This window comes from Pseudomonas libanensis, assembly GCF_001439685.1.
Lineage (GTDB): Bacteria > Pseudomonadota > Gammaproteobacteria > Pseudomonadales > Pseudomonadaceae > Aquipseudomonas > Aquipseudomonas libanensis.
The window spans coordinates 184,095-201,193 of record NZ_JYLH01000005.1 but is presented as its reverse complement, the minus strand read 5'-3'; the positions used below and the strand labels follow the sequence as shown (position 1 = coordinate 201,193).

The following is a 17,099-nucleotide window of genomic DNA, read 5'->3' as shown; positions in this document are numbered from 1 at the left end:
AACGCCTGCGCCTGTTTCCCCGACTCAGAAATGCCTGATGGACAGGCAGAAGACTTGGCATCGCCATCTGGCGGCCAGGTCGTTTTCAATGAGTATATGGAGTTCTACATGTCGTTTTTTAATGCCATTGCAGCTTTCAAAGGGGCGTTTCTCGGGGCTTTGCTAGGTAATCATTTTCCTCGTGATGACGTTGGCACCACCCGACCCTACAGGCCTGATGAAGGGGCTTCGGGCCATCACCGTCCCCACTTCAGCCACACCCGACCCCTGACGACGTACCAGCATCACCTACCGGTCAGCGGCTATCACTCGCCCCACAGACCCTTGTACCCGCTTTTTCGTTGAGCCATTAGTAGGCGTTACCTGAAACAACTGCGCCAAGGCCGTAAGAAGCGGCCTTGGCGCAGTGGTAAACAGGTGCAGTTGAGGGTCACAGCGCCCCAAACACCTTTTTCGCCAGACTGGTGGCTGCAGAAGCCGGGTTCTTGCGAATAGTCTCTTCCTGTTGCGCAATCATTTTGAACAAACCATCCAGGGCTTGCTCGGTCACGTAGTTTTCAACGTTGGCGCTCTTGGCATCCACGGCGCCGAAAGCTGCGGCCTTGCCGGCCAGGGCGTTGTACTGCTGGGCCACGCCGACCTTGTCGGTGGCGGCTTTGACGATGGGCAGGAACTTGGCGCGGATTTCCTCTCGGCTGCTTTTGTTCAGGTATTGAGTGGCGGAGTCCTGGCCACCGCTGAGGATGCCCTTGGCGTCGGTCACACTCATCTTCTTCACGGCGTTGACCAGAATCGGCTGGGCCTGGGTCACGGCGGTTTCAGCCGCCGCGTTCATGCTGGTTTCCAGCTGCGTGACCTGGTCACCCATGCCAAACATTTTCAGCTTGTCGGCGACTTTGCCGAGCTTGCCCGGCAGGCCGATTTTCACTTGCGGGTTGTCGCTGAAACCACCGGGTTTACCCAGTTGCTTCACGGCGATCTGCGCACCCTGAGTCAGGGCATCCTTGAGGCCACCGCTGGCGTCGCCCTGGGACAGGCTACCGAGATCCAGGGCCATGGCGTTGGCACCGAACATCAGTCCGGCGCACAGGGCGGTAAGGCGAAGAGTTTTACGAAGCATGGGCGCTTCCTTATGACGTGGGAATGATCAGCGTGCGACCGCATCAACCCGCAGGCGCAGCGGTTGGGGATCCTGGCCATTGAGCTGCACGGCGTGCCGCTCGGTGGTGATAAACAGTAGCTTGCCGTCCAGCTCGATGCGAGCGCTCACCGAGTAGGTGTGGCCGGGCTTGACCTGGGCCGGGTCATAGCTCAGGTGAAACGGCAGCGGCACCTGGCCTTTGACCGGGCCTTTCTGTTCGGCGAGGGTCACGGCCGGAGCGTCCATCAGGGACACGTCTTGCAGGCTGACGCTCAGTGTGGCGGCAGGCGGCAAGGCAATGCGTTGCAGGTAGAACACTTCGCCGTCGAGGCTGGCCTTCGGGGTTGGCGTCATCGAGTGGCAGGCTCCGAGCAGGGCTGTCAGGCCAAGGAGGATGATCTTTTTCATGGTGCAGCTCCTTTTCAACGGCGCCGGAATCCGCCCGGCGCCTCAGTCAATCTAGCGGCTTTCTGTAGGGGGCACCGCATCCGCTTCGGCCGGTGTCTCGGCGGCGCCATCCACGCGGTGCAAGGCGACCTGGCGGATCGACAGGCGGATATCGGCCGGCAGCACGCGTTTCGCCGCGCCTTCGGCCAGCTCGCCAAGCAGGTCGTGATAGCTCAGTTTGCCCGCTTCATCGCGGCGCAGCACATCTTGCTCCAGCAACGTCTGGATGAAATGTCGGAAAAGACTCTTGTCGAAGAATTCCGGGGCGTTGAGGCCGTGCAGGATCGACAGGCGCTGGGCCATGATCGTGCACAGGTCTTCCAACTCTTCGGCGCTGATGCTGTTCTGGCCACTGTTGAGTAGCAGCGAGATCGCCATGTAGAAGCGCTGCAGGGTCTGGGCGATGCTCTTGGACAGTAGCGTCAGCAGCACAAACTGCCTCGAACTCGGGGCCGGGCGCAGGTACACGTTGTTTTCGAAGCGCAGCAGGCCTTGTTCGACGAACGCGTCCAGCCATTGGTCGACCACTGTGTCCAACTCCTCCAGCGACCAGCGGATGAACAGCTCCGATTGCAGGTACGGGTAGAGTGCGCGGGTGTAGCGCAGGATCTGTTCGCGGCTCATCCGCGAGCTGCTCTGGAAGAAGCTCGCGAGCAACGCCGGCAGGGCAAAAATGTGCAGCACGTTGTTGCGGTAGTAGGTCATCAGGACGGCGTTCTGTTCGTCCAGGTAGACGATCTTGCCCAGGGCGTCGCTCTGTTCCGACAGCAGCTTCATGTCCTTGACGTGCTTGATCAGCGCCAGGCCATCGCCTTCCGGCAGGGTGGTATGGGGCGAGTAGGGCACGCGGCGCAACAGCGCCAGGTACAGGTCCAACTGGCGCGCCATGGCTTGCTCATCCAGGGCCAGGCGGGTGGTCGACAGCAGTGCCAGGGCCACCAGGTTCACCGGGTTGATCGCTGCAGCTTCGTTCAAGTGCCGCGCCACCTGCTCGCCGAGGCGGTTGGTGGTTTCGTTGAGCCAGGCCGGCTTGTAGTTCGGGCCCAGTTCCTGGGCGCGCCAATCCGGTTGCTCGGCGTCGAGGAATTCGGCCAGCTTGATCGGTTCGCCAAAGTTGACCGCCACTTGGCCAAAGCGCTGCTTGAGGGCGCCGACCACTTTGAAAATATCGAAGATCGATTCTTTCTTCTTGCTCGCGCCACGCAGTTCGCCCAGGTAGGTGCGGCCTTCGAGCACACGCTCATAGCCGATATACACCGGCACGAACACGATCGGCATGCGCGAGGAGCGCAGGAAGCTGCGCAGGGTAATCGCCAGCATCCCGGTTTTCGGTTGCAGCATGCGCCCAGTGCGCGAACGGCCGCCTTCGACGAAATACTCCACCGGGAAACCCTTGGTGAACAGGGTATGCAGGTATTCATTGAACACTGAGGTGTACAGCGGGTTGCCCTTGAAGGTGCGGCGCATGAAAAACGCCCCGCCACGGCGCAGCAGGCTGCCGATCACCGGCATGTTGAGGTTGATCCCGGCGGCGATGTGCGGCGGGGTCAGGCCATTCTTGAACAGCAGGTAAGACAGCAGCAGGTAGTCGATATGGCTGCGGTGGCAAGGTACGTAGATCACCTCGTAGCCTTGGGCGACCTTCTGCACGCCTTCGATGTTGTTGACCTTGATGCCGTCGTAGATCTTGTTCCAGAACCAGCTCAGTACCACTTCCAGGAAGCGGATCGCGGTATAGGTGTAGTCCGAGGCAATCTCGTTGCCATAGCGCAGAGCCAGGCCCTTGGCTTTTTCCGGGGAGATCTTTTCGCGTTCGGCCTCATCCAGGATGGCTTGGCGTACCAGCGGCATATTGACCAGGCCCTTCACCAGATTACGACGGTGGGACAGATCGGGACCGATCACCGCCGTCTTCAGGTTACGAAAGTGCACACGCAGGATGCGCTGGGCCATGCGCACGGTGCGTTCGTGGCCTTTATTGTGCTCGATCAATTCACGCAGGTTGATGGGCGCGGAGAATTGCACGCGGGTCTTGCGCCCCAGGATCAGGATGCTCAACAACCGGCGTAGGCGCCCGGTGACCGCCCAGCTATCGGCGAATAACAGCTTCCACGGGCTGGACTCGCTTTCGGGGGATTGGCCCCAGAACACGCTGACCGGAATGATTTGTGCATTCTCTTCGGCGTGCGCGGTGAGGGTGTTGACCAGGCGCGTCAGGGCAGGCGGCGTACCGCGCTTGTCCTGGCGGCCGAGCCAGTCCGGATCCGGCGTGAGGTAGAAAAACGCCGCGGGCTCCAGCAGCGGCCCCACCGAGACCGGCAGCACCGGGCGCGGCAGGCCGGCCTTGGTGCACTCGGCATCGACCACGGCCAACTCGGTGAGGGAGGGTGATTGCAGGACGTAGAAAACCGGCCGGCTGCGGTCCAGGTTAAGGGTTAGGGACGACTGGTTGATCGTCTCCGAGCGAACCCAGAGGTACAACAGTCGGCGCAAGGTGCCAAACACCAGACGGCGGAACGGGGAGCGGGTCATAGGCGAACTGCTTCAAGTGGAAAAAAACCGAGCAGGCGCTCGGGCGGGTAGTGTGCCGTATTCGCCGAAAATCGGCAAAAAAGCAGCGATGTAAACTTGAGTTGATGGTTTTTGAGCCTGTCTTATACTCGGCAGTTCAATGCAACGACTCAACAATAAAAACCAAGTGGGAGTGAACTGATGGCAACGCGCGAAACCGGCAATGTGAAGTGGTTCAACGATGCAAAGGGCTACGGCTTTATCCAGCGTGAAGATGGCAAGGATGTGTTTGTGCACTATCGCGCCATTCGAGGTGAAGGCCACCGTTCGTTGGCCGAGGGCCAGCAGGTGGAGTATGCCGTGGTGACGGGTGAGAAGGGCTTGCAGGCGGAGGATGTGGTGGGCCTGTAACAACTTTGTTTTGCTAACCCAATCAATTGTGGGAGCTGGCTTGCCTGCGATAGCATCACTGTGGTCTGACTGATAGACCAAGGTGTCTGCATCGCAGGCAAGCCAGCTCCCACATTGATTGGGTTAGCAATCCGCTGTCAGGCTGTTTTCCAAGTGATTTGTTCTTCACCGTCTACGCTGATGCGAATCCAGGTGTCGGCACTTTCCTCACCCTCCTCCTCAACCCACGTCCCCGGTGCACAGCGCACTTCGACGTTCAGCGCGGCGAACGCAGCGCGGGCGCAGGCGATGTCGTCTTCCCACGGGGTCTGGTCGCTTTCCAGGTACAGGCTGTTCCACTTGCCGACGGCTTTCGGCAGCCAGGTGACCGGCACGCTGCCGGCCTTGCACTTGTAGGTCTGGCCTTTCTGGACCCACTCGGTGCACGGGCCCAGGGCGGCGCCGAGCCAGGCGGCGATGGCCTTGTGATCGACGTCGGCGTCTTTCAGGTAAATCTCAATATCGGGTTGGCGCATGGATGTTCCTCGTTGCGGGATTCGAAAATCCATTCGCGGATGCTTGAAAGGCGGTTATTGAAGCACGAAATAATCGTAGCGCATCGACACAGTGACCAGCAGCGGCTCAACCGCCTCGATCACCTCGCTGCGACGCTCGGCACTGGCGCGCCAGCCGTGGGGCGTCATCGCCAGCAGGTTGGCGCGGTCCTTGGGGGCGGCCAGGCTCAGGGTGAACTCCAGGGTTTCACTGTGCGCAAGGCTCATGCCGTCCGGAACCAGGGCCAGGTGTTTGTCGTCGGTGTATTCGCGCACTTCGTCATACAGGCGTTCGCGCAGTTCCATCAAATGGCCGCTGGTGGGGCCGACTTTCATCAAGCCGCCGCCGGGGCTGAGCAGGCGCTTGGCCTCTTGCCAGTCCAGGGGGCTGAACACACTGGCGAGGAACTGGCAGCTGGCGTCGGCCAAGGGCACGCGGGCCATGCTGGCGATCAACCAGGTCAGTGCCGGGCTGCGTTTGCAGGCGCGCTTGACCGCTTCCTTGGAGATATCCAGCGCATAGCCATCGGCACCGGGCAGAGCCTGGGCGATTTGCGCGGTGTAGTAGCCCTCGCCGCAGCCAATGTCCACCCAGCGCTGCGGTGCGCGCTCGGCGGCCAGTTCGGCCAGGCGCCTGGCCACTGGCGCATAGTGCCCGGCGTTAAGGAAGTCGCGGCGTGCCTCGACCATGGCCAGGTTGTCGCCCGGGTCGCGGCTGTTCTTGTGCTGCACCGGCAACAGGTTCAGGTAACCCTGGCGCGCGCGGTCGAAACGGTGCCCGGCCGGGCAGGCCACGCCATTGTCCACTGCGTTGAGCGGTGCGCTGCAAATCGGGCAGGCAAGCATCAGGCGAGCAACTTGATCAGGGTCTGGTAATAGATTTCGGTCAGTACATCCAGGTCGCTGGCGAGAATGCGCTCGTTGACCTGGTGGATCGTCGCGTTGACCGGGCCCAGTTCGACCACTTGGGTACCCAGGGTGGCAATAAAGCGCCCATCGGAGGTACCGCCGCTGGTGGACGCCTTGGTCTCACGCCCGGTGATCGCCTTGATGCTGGCGGATACCGCATCCAACAGAGCCCCCGGCTCGGTGAGGAACGGCAGGCCCGACAGCGCCCAGTCCACGTGCCAGTCCAGGCCATGTTTATCCAGGATCGCCGCGACCCGTTGTTGCAGGCCCTCGACGGTGGATTCGGTGGAGAAGCGGAAGTTGAACACCGCCGTCAGGTCACCGGGGATCACGTTGGTGGCGCCGGTACCGGAATTGAGGTTGGAAATCTGGAAGCTGGTCGGCGGGAAGAAGGTGTTGCCGTCATCCCAGTGCTCGGCAGCGAGTTCCGCCAGGGCCGGCGCGGCGAGGTGGATCGGGTTCTTCGCCAGGTGCGGGTAGGCCACGTGGCCCTGTACACCGCGTACGGTCAGGGTGGCGCCGAGGGAGCCGCGACGGCCATTCTTGACCACGTCGCCCACCAGGGTGGTGCTCGACGGTTCGCCGACGATGCACCAGTCCAGGCGCTCCTTGCGTGCCGCCAGGCGTTCGATCACGGCCTTGGTGCCGTGGTGTGCCGGGCCTTCTTCATCGCTGGTGATCAGGAAGGCCACCGAACCCTTGTGGTCCGGGTAGTCGCTGACGAAGCGTTCCGCCGCCACCAGCATCGCCGCCAGGCTGCCTTTCATGTCCGCCGCGCCACGCCCGCAGAGCATGCCATTTTCATCGATCAACGCATCGAACGGGTCGTTCTGCCAGGCCTGCACCGGGCCGGTCGGTACTACGTCGGTGTGACCGGCGAAGCACAACACCGGGCCCTCATGCTTGCCGTGGGTGGCCCAGAAGTTGTCCACGTCGAAGATGCGCATCGGTTCAAGTGCAAAACCGGCGTCGCCCAGGCGCTGCATCATCAGCTTCTGGCAATCGGCATCGACCGGCGTGACCGATGGGCGACGGATCAGGTCGATGGCAAGTTGAAGGGTCGGCGAAAGGTCGGCATGGGCCGTCATGGGGAAACTCCGGAAAGCGTATTTGGAAGAGCGGGGCGGGCACACAAAAGGGCCGTTATCTTATAGCAAAACGGCGGCCAGAGGCCGCCGTTTAGTGCATCGCGCAAGTTTTTACACCGCAGGCACAGACTCTGCCTTCGGTGCCGGCTTGGGCAGCGACGACAGGAACGCCATGATCAGCGCCGCTACGTACGGCAGCGATTGCACCAGCAGCATCACTACCCAGAAGCGTATGTCATTGCTAGGCAAACCCTGCACCAGGTAGATCCCCAGCGCCGCGCCCCACAGCAGTAGCATGATGAACATTTCTTCGCGGGCTTCGGAGATCGCCACCCAGAAGCCGTGGTTATCCGCGTTTTTCGGCGTACGAAAGAACGGAATACTGGTGGTGAAGAAGCCATACAGCACCGCCTTGGCGATGGTGTGGGACAGCGCCAACCCAGCCAGCGCCGCGCAGAACGCATCTTTCAAGTTCACACCTACCGCACGACGGTAGAGGAAGATGATCTTGCCGACCTTGAACACAAACAACGCCAAGGGCGGGATGGCGAAAATCAGCAACGGCGGGTCGACCCGCGTCGGCACGATGATCATTGCCGCCGACCACAACAGCGCGCCGACGGTAAAGAAGATGTTCATGCCATCGGCCACCCACGGCAGCCAGCCGGCGAGGAAGTGGTAGCGCTGGCCACGGGTCAGCTCGGTGTCCTTGCCGCGCAACAGGCTGGCGGTATGACGCTTGATGATCTGGATCGCACCATAGGCCCAGCGGAAACGCTGTTTCTTGAAGTCGATAAAGGTATCCGGCATCAGGCCCTTGCCGTAGCTGTCGTGGTAATAAGCCGCTGACAGGCCTTTCTCGAACACGCGCAGGCCCAGTTCGGCGTCTTCACAGATGCACCAGTCGGCCCATCCCAGTTCTTCAAGCACTGAGCGCCGGGTCATGGTCATGGTGCCGTGCTGGATGATCGCGTCGCGGTCGTTGCGGGTGACCATGCCGATATGGAAGAAACCCTTGTATTCGGCGTAGCAGAGCTTCTTGAAGGTGCTTTCGTTCTGGTCGCGGTAATCCTGGGGCGACTGCACCACGGCGATTTTCGGGTCGGCGAAGTGCGGCACCATGTGCTTGAGCCAGTTCGGCGACACGCAGTAGTCCGAGTCGATCACTGCGATCACTTCGGCGTCCTTGGCGGTGTGCGGGATCAGGTAGTTCAGCGCGCCACCCTTGAAACCAGCCAGAGGGGCGACGTGGAAGAACTTGAAGCGCGGGCCCAGGGTTTCGCAGTAGTCACGCACCGGTTCCCACACCGCAGGGTCCTTGGTGTTGTTGTCGATGATCAGGACTTCGTAGTCCGGGTAATCGAGGGCGGCCAGGGCGTCGAGGGTCTGTTTGACCATCTCCGGCGGCTCGTTGTAGCACGGCACATGGATCGACACTTTCGGGCGGTAGTGCGAATCCCCGATCACCGGCAGGAATTCACGCCGACGCTTGTGGGTCCACACCGCTTCTGCCAGTTCGTGGGCTTCGGTCAGCAACACGATAAACACACCGAGGGCGCCCAGAGCGAGGAGGATGCCCACGGTGACGCTGAACCAGGTGCTGTATTGCTGGCTGTAGTCGTAGCCGATCCAGACCAGCACCGACCCACACAGGAACGCGATAAAGGTCAGGAAGGTACGACCACGCTGGCGCAGGGCCGAACCGTCGATCATCAACAGGGTCAGGGACAGCAATGCAAGCACCACCGAGCCGATGGCCAGCACGCGCCATTGCGGGATCGCTACCACCGGGCCTTCAAAATTGAATTTCTGCTGGCGTGCGGCGTTGAACACGCCCCAGTAGGCGCCCGCCGAACCTTCGTCGCTGACCTTCCAAGGCTGGTCAAAGGCTTCGATCACGAAGTAGTTGTAACCCTGGCGATTGAGCTTGTTCACCAGCGTGCGCAGGTAAATCGCCTGGTCGGCCGGGGACGATTCATTGCCACCGCGCATACGGCCGTTGCTCGGCCAGCCAACTTCCGACAGCAGCAGCGGTTTTTTCGGGAAGGCTTTCTTCAGGTCTTTGGCGCGGTCGATCACGTATTGGCCGGCCTTGTCCATCGGGATGTATTCCCAGAATGGCAGGATGTGCGCGGCAATCAGGTCAACGTGCTTGGCCAGTTGCGGGTTCTTTTCCCAGATGTGCCATTGCTCGGAAGTGGTCACCGGCACTTTCACGGCGGCGCGTACGCGGTCCAGCAGTACGATCAGGTCTTCGGCGGTGATTTCTTCACGGAACAACGCTTCGTTGCCGACCACCACGCGTACAACACTGCGCGAGGTGTTGGCGATTTCGATGGCGCGCTGGATTTCACGCTCGTTGCGTTCAAGATCCGGGCTGATCCAGATCCCCAAGGTCACGCGCAGGCCGAACTCTTCGGCCAGCTTGGGGATGTCACCCAGGGTGCCGTCGACCGAGTAGGTACGGATGTTGTCCGTCAGCTTGCTCATGATCGCCAGGTCTTGACGCATCTGTTCGTCAGTGGGGAACTGGTTCTTCTGCGGGTACTGGCCCTGCTGGAACGGCGAGTAGGAAAACCCGGAGATCTGTTCAGGCCAGTTGGGGGTAGTGACCGGGCGGTTGATCAGCGCCCAGAAGCCGGTGAACAGCGCGGCAATTGCCAGCACTACCACCAGGTTGAGTCCAAATTTACGCGATGACATGGCGATTTCGGGTTCCAAAAGGTGTGGAACGAAAAGAGGTGTCGGCCTACGCCGAACGGCGCGCATCCTACACCGGCCCCTCCCTGAGCGTATAGCAGACAAGGAAAAGCCGGACGTTAGTCTGCGAAAGTTCACCTAAGTTCTTTACTTGTAGCTGGAAGCTTCGAACTTGTCGCTCTGTAGTCCATAATGCGCGCCGGTTTTTGGGGTAATGATCATGAGTACAGAAGATCCGCGGTTTGCAGGCGTCGCCCGCTTGTACGGCATTGAGGGCCTGGAACGCTTGAAAGCGGCCCATGTGGCAATTGTCGGCGTCGGCGGCGTGGGCTCCTGGGCGGCGGAAGCTATTGCCCGTTGCGGGGTGGGCGAGATTTCACTGTTTGACCTGGACGACGTCTGTGTCAGCAATAGCAACCGGCAGCTGCATGCCCTGGACAGCACCGTGGGCAAGCCCAAGGTCGAGGTAATGGCCGAGCGCCTGCGAGGCATCAACCCGGATTGCACCGTGCATGCCGTGGCGGATTTCGTCACTCGCGACACCATGGCCGAGTACATCACCCCGAACATCGACTGCGTGATCGACTGCATCGACGCCGTCAACGCCAAGGCGGCGCTGATCGCCTGGTGCAAGCGCCGCAAGATCCAGATCATCACCACCGGCGGCGCCGGCGGGCAGATTGACCCGACGTTGATCCAGGTGTGCGACCTGAACCGTACCTTTAATGACCCCCTGGCCTCGAAAGTGCGCTCCACCCTGCGCCGCGACTATGGCTTTTCGCGCACGGTGACCCGCCATTACAGCGTGCCCTGCGTGTTCTCCACCGAGCAGCTGCGCTATCCCAAACCCGATGGCAGTATCTGTTTGCAGAAGAGTTTTGTCGGGGATGGGGTCAAGCTGGACTGCGCTGGAGGGTTTGGCGCGGTGATGATGGTGACCGCTTCGTTCGGCATGGTCGCGGCGACCAAGGCGGTGGATAAGATTGTGGCGGGAGTGCGCCGTCCCTCAGAGCGCATCAAACCCAGCTAAATCTCACTGCCGAACATAGATCCAAATTGTGGGAGCTGGCTTGCCTGCGATAGCGGTGTGTCAGCCACTGAAAATACTGACTGATTCGCCGCCATCGCAGGCAAGCCAGCTCCCACATTATTTCTGTGTACGCGTCAGGTCTCGCATGCGTTGCAGTACGGCATTCAAGCCATTGCTGCGCGATGGCGATAATTGGCGCGACAGGCCCAGTTGATTGAACCAGCCAGGCAGGTCGACCGCTTGCAATTGATCAGCCGACAACCCATTGACCCGCGCCAGCAGCAACGCTACCAACCCACGGATCATGCGCGCCTCGCCGCTGGCGGCAAACTGCCAATGACCGTCCTGCAGGCGGCCCACCAACCACACTAGGCTTTCACAACCTTGCACCAGGTTGGCGTCGACCTTTTCGTCATCAGCCAAGACGGGCAAGCGTTCGCCCCATTGCATCAGCATCCGCGCGCGCTGTTCCCAACTGCCGACGGCCTGGAATGCCTCCAGCGCGGCCATCGCGTCCACTGGCAAGTTCATCGCAACATGTCCAGCGCCTGGTCCAGCGCTTCAAACAAGCGCTCCAGGTCATCGGAATCGTTGTACAGCGCGATGGAGACGCGAATGGCCCCGGACAACTGCATCGCCTTGAGCAATGGCATGGCGCAATGATGACCGGCGCGCACGGCAATGCCTTGCTCGGTCAGGAGATGGGCGAGGTCGGCATTGTGCACGCCGTCCACCACAAAGCTGACCAGCGCCACGTGCGGCGATCCGAGTACGCGTACGCCATTGCGTGCCTTGAGCCCACGTAACAGGTAGTCGTGCAACGCCGCTTCATGGGCGATAACGGCGGGCTGATCCAGGGAACTCAGGTAATCGAGGGTCGCCCCCAAGCCGATCACGCTGGCAATCGGCGGCGTGCCAGCCTCGAAGCCCAAGGGCGCGGGGCGGAAACTGGCGCTCTGGTAATCCGCCTGTTGCACCATCTCGCCGCCGAATTGCCAATGACGCAGGTGGTGCAGGGCTTCATTGCGGCCAAATAGCACGCCTACGCCATCCGGGCCGTAGAGTTTGTGGCTGGAAAATACATAGAAGTCGCAGCCCAAGGCCTGAACATCGTGGCGGCCATGGACGATGCCTTGGGCGCCATCCACCGCGGTCAAGGCGCCGTTTGCTTTGGCCATCGCCAGTAAGGCTTCCAACGGCTGCCAGGCGCCGAGCACGTTGGATAACTGGCTTACGGCGAGCAGGCGCGTGCGCGGGCCGATCAAGTCGGCGGCGGCCGCAAGATCGATCACTCCGTCATCACCCAGGGGCAGTACCACCAGTGTGAGCGCGCGACGCTTGGCCAGTTGCTGCCAGGGCAACAGGTTGGCGTGGTGTTCCAGGGCACTGACGACAATCTCATCGCCCGCATTGAATAAGTGCTCCAGGCCATAGGCCAGGAGATTCAGCGCAGAGGTCGCTCCGTGGGTGAACACGATCTGCCCGCTGTCACCTGCGTTCAACCACTGCGCGACCTTGCTGCGACTGTCTTCAAAGGCCTGGGTCGCATGGGCGCCGGGCAAATGTTGGGCGCGGTGCACATTGGCGGCGCCATTGGCGTAGTAATGGCTGATCGCGTCCAGCAGGGCCTGGGGTTTTTGCGTGGTGGCGGCGTTGTCCAGGTAGGTCTGGTCCTGCCGTTGCAGGGTGGCGATGGCCGGGAAATCGGCGCGCCAGGGGGAGGGCACAAGCATGGTGATCAAGACTCGTATAAGCGGGCCGCCCCGAAGGTGCGGCCCGCTAGTGGCATCGAGTGGCTGCTTAGTTGTGAGCGTGCAGCGCTTCGTTCAGTTCGATGGCCGATTTGTGGGTTTTGCACTCCACGGCACCGGTCTCGGAGTTGCGGCGGAACAGCAGGTCCGGCTGGCCGGCCAATTCACGCGCCTTGACCACCTTGACCAGGTGGTTCTGCTCGTCAAGCAGGGCAACCTTGGTGCCGGCGGTGATGTACAGGCCCGATTCCACGGTGTTGCGATCGCCCAACGGGATACCGGTACCGGCGTTGGCGCCAATCAGGCAGCCTTCGCCCACCTTGATCACGATATTGCCGCCGCCCGACAGGGTGCCCATGGTGGAGCAACCGCCGCCCAGGTCCGAGCCTTTGCCGACGAACACACCGGCCGATACACGGCCTTCGATCATGCCCGGGCCTTCGGTGCCGGCGTTGAAGTTGACGAAGCCTTCGTGCATCACCGTGGTGCCTTCGCCCACGTAGGCGCCCAGGCGGATACGCGCGGCATCGGCGATACGCACGCCGGCCGGTACTACGTAGTCGGTCATTTTCGGGAACTTGTCCACCGAGAACACTTCCAGCAGCTCACCACGCAGGCGCGCTTCGAGTTGGCGTTCGGCCAGCTCGTTGATATCGATGGCACCCTGGCTGGTCCAGGCCACGTTCGGCAACTGCGGGAACACGCCGACCAGGTTCAGCCCGTGAGGCTTGACCAGGCGATGGGACAGCAGGTGCAGCTTGAGGTAGGCCTCAGGCGTGGAGGTCAGCGCGGCGTCTTCGGCCAGCAGTGTGGCAACCAGTGGGGTGTGGCTTTCAGCCAGGCGATTCAGCAGCGCGGCTTGGGTGGCGTCAACGTTCTTGAGTGCATCGGCCAGTTGCAGCGCTTGGCTGATGGTGAACGTGATCGCCTGGTTGCCATCGGTGTAACCCAGGATCGGCGCAATGGCGGCAACGATCTCGGCCGACGGGTTGAGCAACGGTTGTGCGTAAAACACTTCCAGCCAAGCACCTTGGCGGTTCTGAGTGCCGACGCCGAAGCCCAGGCTGAACAGGGAATTGGACATGCTGTTACCTCTACAAAAATGGAAGGCTGGCCTACTTGAGGGCCGCCGAATAACTTTCTGGCTTGAAGCCAATCAGGGTTCTGTCGCCGAGATCGAGCACCGGGCGCTTGATCATCGAGGGTTGTGCGAGCATCAATTCAATGGCTTTCGACTGATCGAGATCGGCTTTGCGTTCGTCTTCGAGTTTGCGAAAGGTGGTGCCCGCACGGTTCAAAACCACCTGCCAACCGTGCTCGTTGCACCATTGGGTCAAGTGTTCGCGGTCGATACCGGCCGTTTTGTAGTCATGGAACTCATAGCTCACCGCGTGCTCATCGAGCCAGGTGCGCGCCTTTTTCATGGTGTCGCAGGCTTTGATGCCGAAAAGGTGCAAGGTTTTGCTTGAAGCGGTCAAGGAATTGCCCCCCTTTGGACGTACGAAAATGAAAGGTCACGGATTATGCCACGACCAGCGAGTTTCGGCGCCGCTCGTCAACACTCTGCGACTTTTGTGCAAAAGCCTGCACGTGGCATGAGCGGGTAACATAGCCGGGTAATATGGCACTTCAACGGCCAGTTGTTGCCTCACGTGTGTCGTTGCAAGTCGATTTCCCGGGAAACCCGCGTTATGCAAACCGCCTATACCGTTCTTATCCTGCTGATGCTGGTCAGCGTTTCGCGCCTTGTCGGGCGTGTCATTCCTCTGCCCCTGCCGCTGGTGCAGATTGCCGCCGGAGCCTTGTTGGCCTGGCCCACGCTGGGGCTGCATGTGGCCCTGGACCCGGAGCTGTTCCTGTTTCTGTTTCTGCCGCCGCTGCTGTTTTCGGATGGCTGGCGCATGCCCAAGCGCGAATTGTGGCGTCTGCGCGGGCCGATCCTGACGCTGGCGGTAGGGCTGGTGTTGTTCACCGTGGTCGGCGCCGGGTATTTCATTCACTGGATATTGCCGACGATTCCGTTGCCGGTGGCCTTCGCCCTGGCAGCAGTTTTATCACCGACGGATGCTGTGGCAGTGTCGGCCATTTCCCAGAACCGTTTGCCCAAGCCATTGATGCATATGCTCCAAGGCGAGGCGCTGATGAACGACGCCTCGGGCCTGGTGACCTTCAAGTTCGCCCTGGCGGCGGCGTTGACCGGGGTGTTTTCCTTGGCGGATGCCAGTCTGACGTTTGTGTTGGTCGCCGTGGGCGGCCTGGCGGTTGGCGTGGCGTTGAGCTGGCTGGTTGGTCGCCTGCGTGCCTGGATGATCGCGCGGGGCTGGGATGATCCGGCGACCCATGTGGTGTTCATGCTGTTGCTGCCCTTTGCTGCCTACGTGCTGGCCGAGCGCCTGGGCGCTTCGGGCATTTTGTCGGCGGTGGCGGCGGGCATGATGCAGAGCTGGCTGGACCTGCTGCCACGCCAGACCAGTACGCGCTTGCTCAATCGCAGTGTCTGGTCGTTGCTGGAATTTGCCTTCAACGGCCTGATTTTCCTGCTGCTCGGCTTGCAACTGCCGGACATCATCAAGGCGGTGGTGAGTCACGAAACCACGCTGTGGCCCACCCTGTTGTATCGCTGCCTGGATGTGGTGGCGATCTTCCTGGTGCTGGTGGTATTACGTTTTATCTGGGTGCAAAGCATTTGGCGCCTGTCGGGCCTGCTCCGAAGGTTGCGTGGGAAAAGTGCGCTCACCCTGGTGCCAACTGCCCGTTCCTGCTGGTTGTTGACCGTCGGCGGTGTCCGCGGGGCGGTGACCTTGGCCGGCGTCATGTCGGTGCCGCTGCTGTTGGCGCCTGGGCAGCAGTTTCCTGAGCGCGACTTGCTGATCTTTATTGCGGCGGGGGTGATTCTGTTGTCGCTGGTTGCTGCCTGCATTGCGCTGCCGCTGCTGTTGCGCGGTGTAGAAAAGAGCCCGGATGAAAAGCGCCATAACGAGGTGCGTGAGGCATGGAAAAAGACTGCGGTGGCGGCAATTCATGCGCTCGAGGCCGAGGAGCCCGCAGAGGCCGAACCGTCGGATGCGGCCCAGGCTGCATTGGCTACGGAGCTGAAGGCCCGGCTGATGTCGGAATACCGCCACCAACTGGAGGTCTTCAATGATTCGGCCGAAGCCCAGGCGCTGGCGCAACAGATGGATCAGCTGGAGCGCAAACTGCGGCTCAAGGCCCTGCGTGCACAACGCCTGGAGCTATATAGTTTGAGCCGCCATCACCAGATTGGCGATGACGTTTTGAGGGAAGTGCTGGCAGAATTGGATATGAGTGAGGCGAACCTGGGTCACATGAAGTGACCCATGGGCTGCCTTTATCGGCGCCGTTGGATAAAGTCGCGAATCCGCTCGGCCGCTTCCACGCATTCAGCTAGCGGTGCCACCAACGCCATGCGCACACGCCCGGCGCCTGGGTTGACGCCATCCACTTCCCGCGACAGGTAAGAGCCCGGCACCACGGTCACGTGTTCCTCTACGAACAAATCGCGGCAGAAGGCGGCATCGTCACCATTCACGTTCGGCCACAAATAAAAACCGCCGTCCGGGCTCTGCACATCCATCACGGGTTCGAGGATTTCCAGCACCGCGTCGAACTTCTCTCGATACAGGTCACGGTTGGCCTGTACGTGGGCTTCGTCCTGCCAGGCGGCAATGCTCGCCAGTTGGGTTTGCACCGGCATCGCGCAGCCGTGGTAGGTGCGGTACAGCAGGAAGCTCTTGAGAATGTCGGCATCGCCGGCCACAAAGCCCGAACGCAGGCCCGGCAGATTGGAACGCTTGGACAGGCTGTGGAACACCACGCAACGCTTGAAGTCCTGGCGCCCCAGTTCGACGCAGGCACTGAGCAGGCCCGGCGGCGGGGTTTGTTCGTCGAAGTACAGCTCGCTGTAGCACTCGTCGGCGGCGATCACGAAGTCATGTTCGTCGGCCAGGGCGATGAGTTTTTTCAGGGTGCCCACCGGGATCAGCGCGCCGGTCGGGTTGCCTGGCGAGCACAGGAACAGGACCTGGCAGCGTTTCCAGATATCCGGCGGAACTGCCTCGAAATCCGGATTGAAGCCGTTGGCATCCAGGCACGGCAGGTAGTGCGGCTTGGCGCCGGCCAGGAACGCAGCGCCTTCGTATATTTGGTAGAACGGGTTCGGGCTGACCACCAGCGCATCATCGCCGCGGTTGACCACGGTCTGGGTGAAGGCGAACAGGGCTTCACGGGTGCCGTTGACCGGCAGGATGTTACGCGCCGGGTCCAACCAGCCCTTAGGCACGTTGAAGCGGCGTTCGCACCAGGCACCGATGGCTTCGCGCAGTGCCGGGATACCCAGGGTGGTGGGGTACACCGCCATCTGGTCGAGATTGTTGCTCAATGCCTCGGCAACGAATGCTGGCGACGTGTGCTTGGGCTCGCCGATGGACAGCGCGATCGGGCGTTTGTCCGGGTTCGGCGTCACGCTGCCGAGCAGGGCGCGTAGTTTCTCGAAGGGGTAGGGCTGCAACTGGTTAAGGGCGTTGTTCATATAAGCCTCTATCACGGTGAGCGCGGACC

Annotated in this window: 15 protein-coding genes; 3 read left to right on the top strand and 12 right to left on the bottom strand. The window is 61.3% G+C overall.

Annotation, left to right across the window (positions count from 1 at the left end; all coding sequences use genetic code 11):
• Positions 1 to 430 precede the first annotated feature (430 nt).
• Genes TU73_RS10195 through plsB form a run of 3 tightly spaced genes read right to left on the bottom strand, consistent with a single transcriptional unit; the run spans position 431 to position 4,120 of the window.
• A complete protein-coding gene (locus TU73_RS10195; RefSeq protein WP_057012071.1) occupies positions 431 to 1,120 on the bottom strand; it encodes a DUF4197 domain-containing protein in 690 nt (229 codons plus the stop codon).
• Between the two features lie 27 nt (positions 1,121 to 1,147).
• Positions 1,148 to 1,549, bottom strand: coding sequence for a YbaY family lipoprotein (locus tag TU73_RS10190; protein ID WP_057012070.1), 402 nt, complete (start codon positions 1,547 to 1,549; stop codon positions 1,148 to 1,150).
• 51 nt (positions 1,550 to 1,600) lie between these two features.
• Positions 1,601 to 4,120, bottom strand: a complete 2,520-nt coding sequence (plsB, locus tag TU73_RS10185) for a glycerol-3-phosphate 1-O-acyltransferase PlsB (protein WP_057012069.1) — start codon at positions 4,118 to 4,120, stop codon at positions 1,601 to 1,603.
• Positions 4,121 to 4,300: 180 nt separating this feature from the next.
• Here plsB and TU73_RS10180 point away from each other — a divergent pair, with 180 nt between their 5' ends.
• Positions 4,301 to 4,510, top strand: coding sequence for a cold-shock protein (locus tag TU73_RS10180; protein WP_003219353.1), 210 nt, complete (start codon positions 4,301 to 4,303; stop codon positions 4,508 to 4,510).
• 137 nt (positions 4,511 to 4,647) lie between these two features.
• Here TU73_RS10180 and TU73_RS10175 read toward each other — a convergent pair whose 3' ends face one another.
• The 4 genes from TU73_RS10175 to TU73_RS10160 form a co-directional block, all read right to left on the bottom strand.
• A complete protein-coding gene (locus TU73_RS10175) occupies positions 4,648 to 5,025 on the bottom strand; it encodes a hypothetical protein (RefSeq protein WP_057012068.1) in 378 nt (125 codons plus the stop codon).
• Between the two features lie 54 nt (positions 5,026 to 5,079).
• A complete protein-coding gene (locus TU73_RS10170; RefSeq protein ID WP_057012067.1) occupies positions 5,080 to 5,889 on the bottom strand; it encodes a putative RNA methyltransferase in 810 nt (269 codons plus the stop codon).
• Complete coding sequence (gene dapE, locus TU73_RS10165; protein ID WP_057012066.1) at positions 5,889 to 7,040, bottom strand: succinyl-diaminopimelate desuccinylase; 1,152 nt, start codon at positions 7,038 to 7,040, stop codon at positions 5,889 to 5,891. Before dapE ends, TU73_RS10170 begins: the two co-directional genes overlap by 1 nt.
• Positions 7,041 to 7,151: 111 nt before the next feature.
• Positions 7,152 to 9,743: a glycosyltransferase gene (locus TU73_RS10160; protein ID WP_057012065.1), complete on the bottom strand. Its 2,592-nt coding sequence runs from the start codon at positions 9,741 to 9,743 to the stop codon at positions 7,152 to 7,154.
• A 217-nt stretch (positions 9,744 to 9,960) separates the two neighbouring features.
• Between TU73_RS10160 and tcdA the strand changes: the two genes are divergently transcribed.
• Positions 9,961 to 10,770 carry a tRNA cyclic N6-threonylcarbamoyladenosine(37) synthase TcdA gene (gene tcdA / locus TU73_RS10155; protein WP_414860418.1) on the top strand — a complete coding sequence of 270 codons (810 nt, stop codon included), beginning with the start codon at positions 9,961 to 9,963 and terminating at the stop codon, positions 10,768 to 10,770.
• Positions 10,771 to 10,887: 117 nt separating this feature from the next.
• On the opposite strand, the gene TU73_RS10150 is transcribed toward tcdA, so the two are convergent.
• The 4 genes from TU73_RS10150 to TU73_RS10135 form a co-directional block, all read right to left on the bottom strand.
• Entirely contained in the window at positions 10,888 to 11,301 is a 414-nt protein-coding gene (locus TU73_RS10150) for a SufE family protein (protein ID WP_057012063.1), read from the bottom strand.
• Positions 11,298 to 12,503: an aminotransferase class V-fold PLP-dependent enzyme gene (locus tag TU73_RS10145; protein ID WP_057012062.1), complete on the bottom strand. Its 1,206-nt coding sequence runs from the start codon at positions 12,501 to 12,503 to the stop codon at positions 11,298 to 11,300. Before TU73_RS10145 ends, TU73_RS10150 begins: the two co-directional genes overlap by 4 nt.
• 67 nt (positions 12,504 to 12,570) lie before the next feature.
• Positions 12,571 to 13,605, bottom strand: a complete 1,035-nt coding sequence (dapD, locus tag TU73_RS10140) for a 2,3,4,5-tetrahydropyridine-2,6-dicarboxylate N-succinyltransferase (protein ID WP_057012061.1) — start codon at positions 13,603 to 13,605, stop codon at positions 12,571 to 12,573.
• 31 nt (positions 13,606 to 13,636) lie between these two features.
• Positions 13,637 to 13,999 carry an ArsC family reductase gene (locus tag TU73_RS10135; protein ID WP_017529704.1) on the bottom strand — a complete coding sequence of 121 codons (363 nt, stop codon included), beginning with the start codon at positions 13,997 to 13,999 and terminating at the stop codon, positions 13,637 to 13,639.
• Between the two features lie 213 nt (positions 14,000 to 14,212).
• Here TU73_RS10135 and TU73_RS10130 point away from each other — a divergent pair, with 213 nt between their 5' ends.
• The gene (locus TU73_RS10130) at positions 14,213 to 15,856 is read left to right on the top strand and encodes a Na+/H+ antiporter (protein ID WP_057012060.1); all 1,644 of its coding nucleotides are present in this window, start codon (positions 14,213 to 14,215) and stop codon (positions 15,854 to 15,856) included.
• Positions 15,857 to 15,870: 14 nt separating this feature from the next.
• Here TU73_RS10130 and dapC read toward each other — a convergent pair whose 3' ends face one another.
• The gene (dapC, locus tag TU73_RS10125; RefSeq protein ID WP_057012059.1) at positions 15,871 to 17,070 is read right to left on the bottom strand and encodes a succinyldiaminopimelate transaminase; all 1,200 of its coding nucleotides are present in this window, start codon (positions 17,068 to 17,070) and stop codon (positions 15,871 to 15,873) included.
• Positions 17,071 to 17,099 lie beyond the last annotated feature (29 nt).

Excerpts from the sequence above, each read along its gene's own strand:
- TU73_RS10195 (WP_057012071.1), bottom strand. The coding sequence starts at position 1,120 with ATGCTTCGTAAAACTCTTCGCCTTACCGCCCTGTGCGCCGGACTGATG.
- TU73_RS10190 (WP_057012070.1), bottom strand. The coding sequence starts at position 1,549 with ATGAAAAAGATCATCCTCCTTGGCCTGACAGCCCTGCTCGGAGCCTGC.
- plsB (WP_057012069.1), bottom strand. The coding sequence starts at position 4,120 with ATGACCCGCTCCCCGTTCCGCCGTCTGGTGTTTGGCACCTTGCGCCGA.
- TU73_RS10180 (WP_003219353.1), top strand. The coding sequence starts at position 4,301 with ATGGCAACGCGCGAAACCGGCAATGTGAAGTGGTTCAACGATGCAAAG.
- TU73_RS10175 (WP_057012068.1), bottom strand. The coding sequence starts at position 5,025 with ATGCGCCAACCCGATATTGAGATTTACCTGAAAGACGCCGACGTCGAT.
- TU73_RS10170 (WP_057012067.1), bottom strand. The coding sequence starts at position 5,889 with ATGCTTGCCTGCCCGATTTGCAGCGCACCGCTCAACGCAGTGGACAAT.
- dapE (WP_057012066.1), bottom strand. The coding sequence starts at position 7,040 with ATGACGGCCCATGCCGACCTTTCGCCGACCCTTCAACTTGCCATCGAC.
- TU73_RS10160 (WP_057012065.1), bottom strand. The coding sequence starts at position 9,743 with ATGTCATCGCGTAAATTTGGACTCAACCTGGTGGTAGTGCTGGCAATT.
- tcdA (WP_414860418.1), top strand. The coding sequence starts at position 9,961 with ATGAGTACAGAAGATCCGCGGTTTGCAGGCGTCGCCCGCTTGTACGGC.
- TU73_RS10150 (WP_057012063.1), bottom strand. The coding sequence starts at position 11,301 with ATGAACTTGCCAGTGGACGCGATGGCCGCGCTGGAGGCATTCCAGGCC.
- TU73_RS10145 (WP_057012062.1), bottom strand. The coding sequence starts at position 12,503 with ATGCTTGTGCCCTCCCCCTGGCGCGCCGATTTCCCGGCCATCGCCACC.
- dapD (WP_057012061.1), bottom strand. The coding sequence starts at position 13,605 with ATGTCCAATTCCCTGTTCAGCCTGGGCTTCGGCGTCGGCACTCAGAAC.
- TU73_RS10130 (WP_057012060.1), top strand. The coding sequence starts at position 14,213 with ATGCAAACCGCCTATACCGTTCTTATCCTGCTGATGCTGGTCAGCGTT.
- dapC (WP_057012059.1), bottom strand. The coding sequence starts at position 17,070 with ATGAACAACGCCCTTAACCAGTTGCAGCCCTACCCCTTCGAGAAACTA.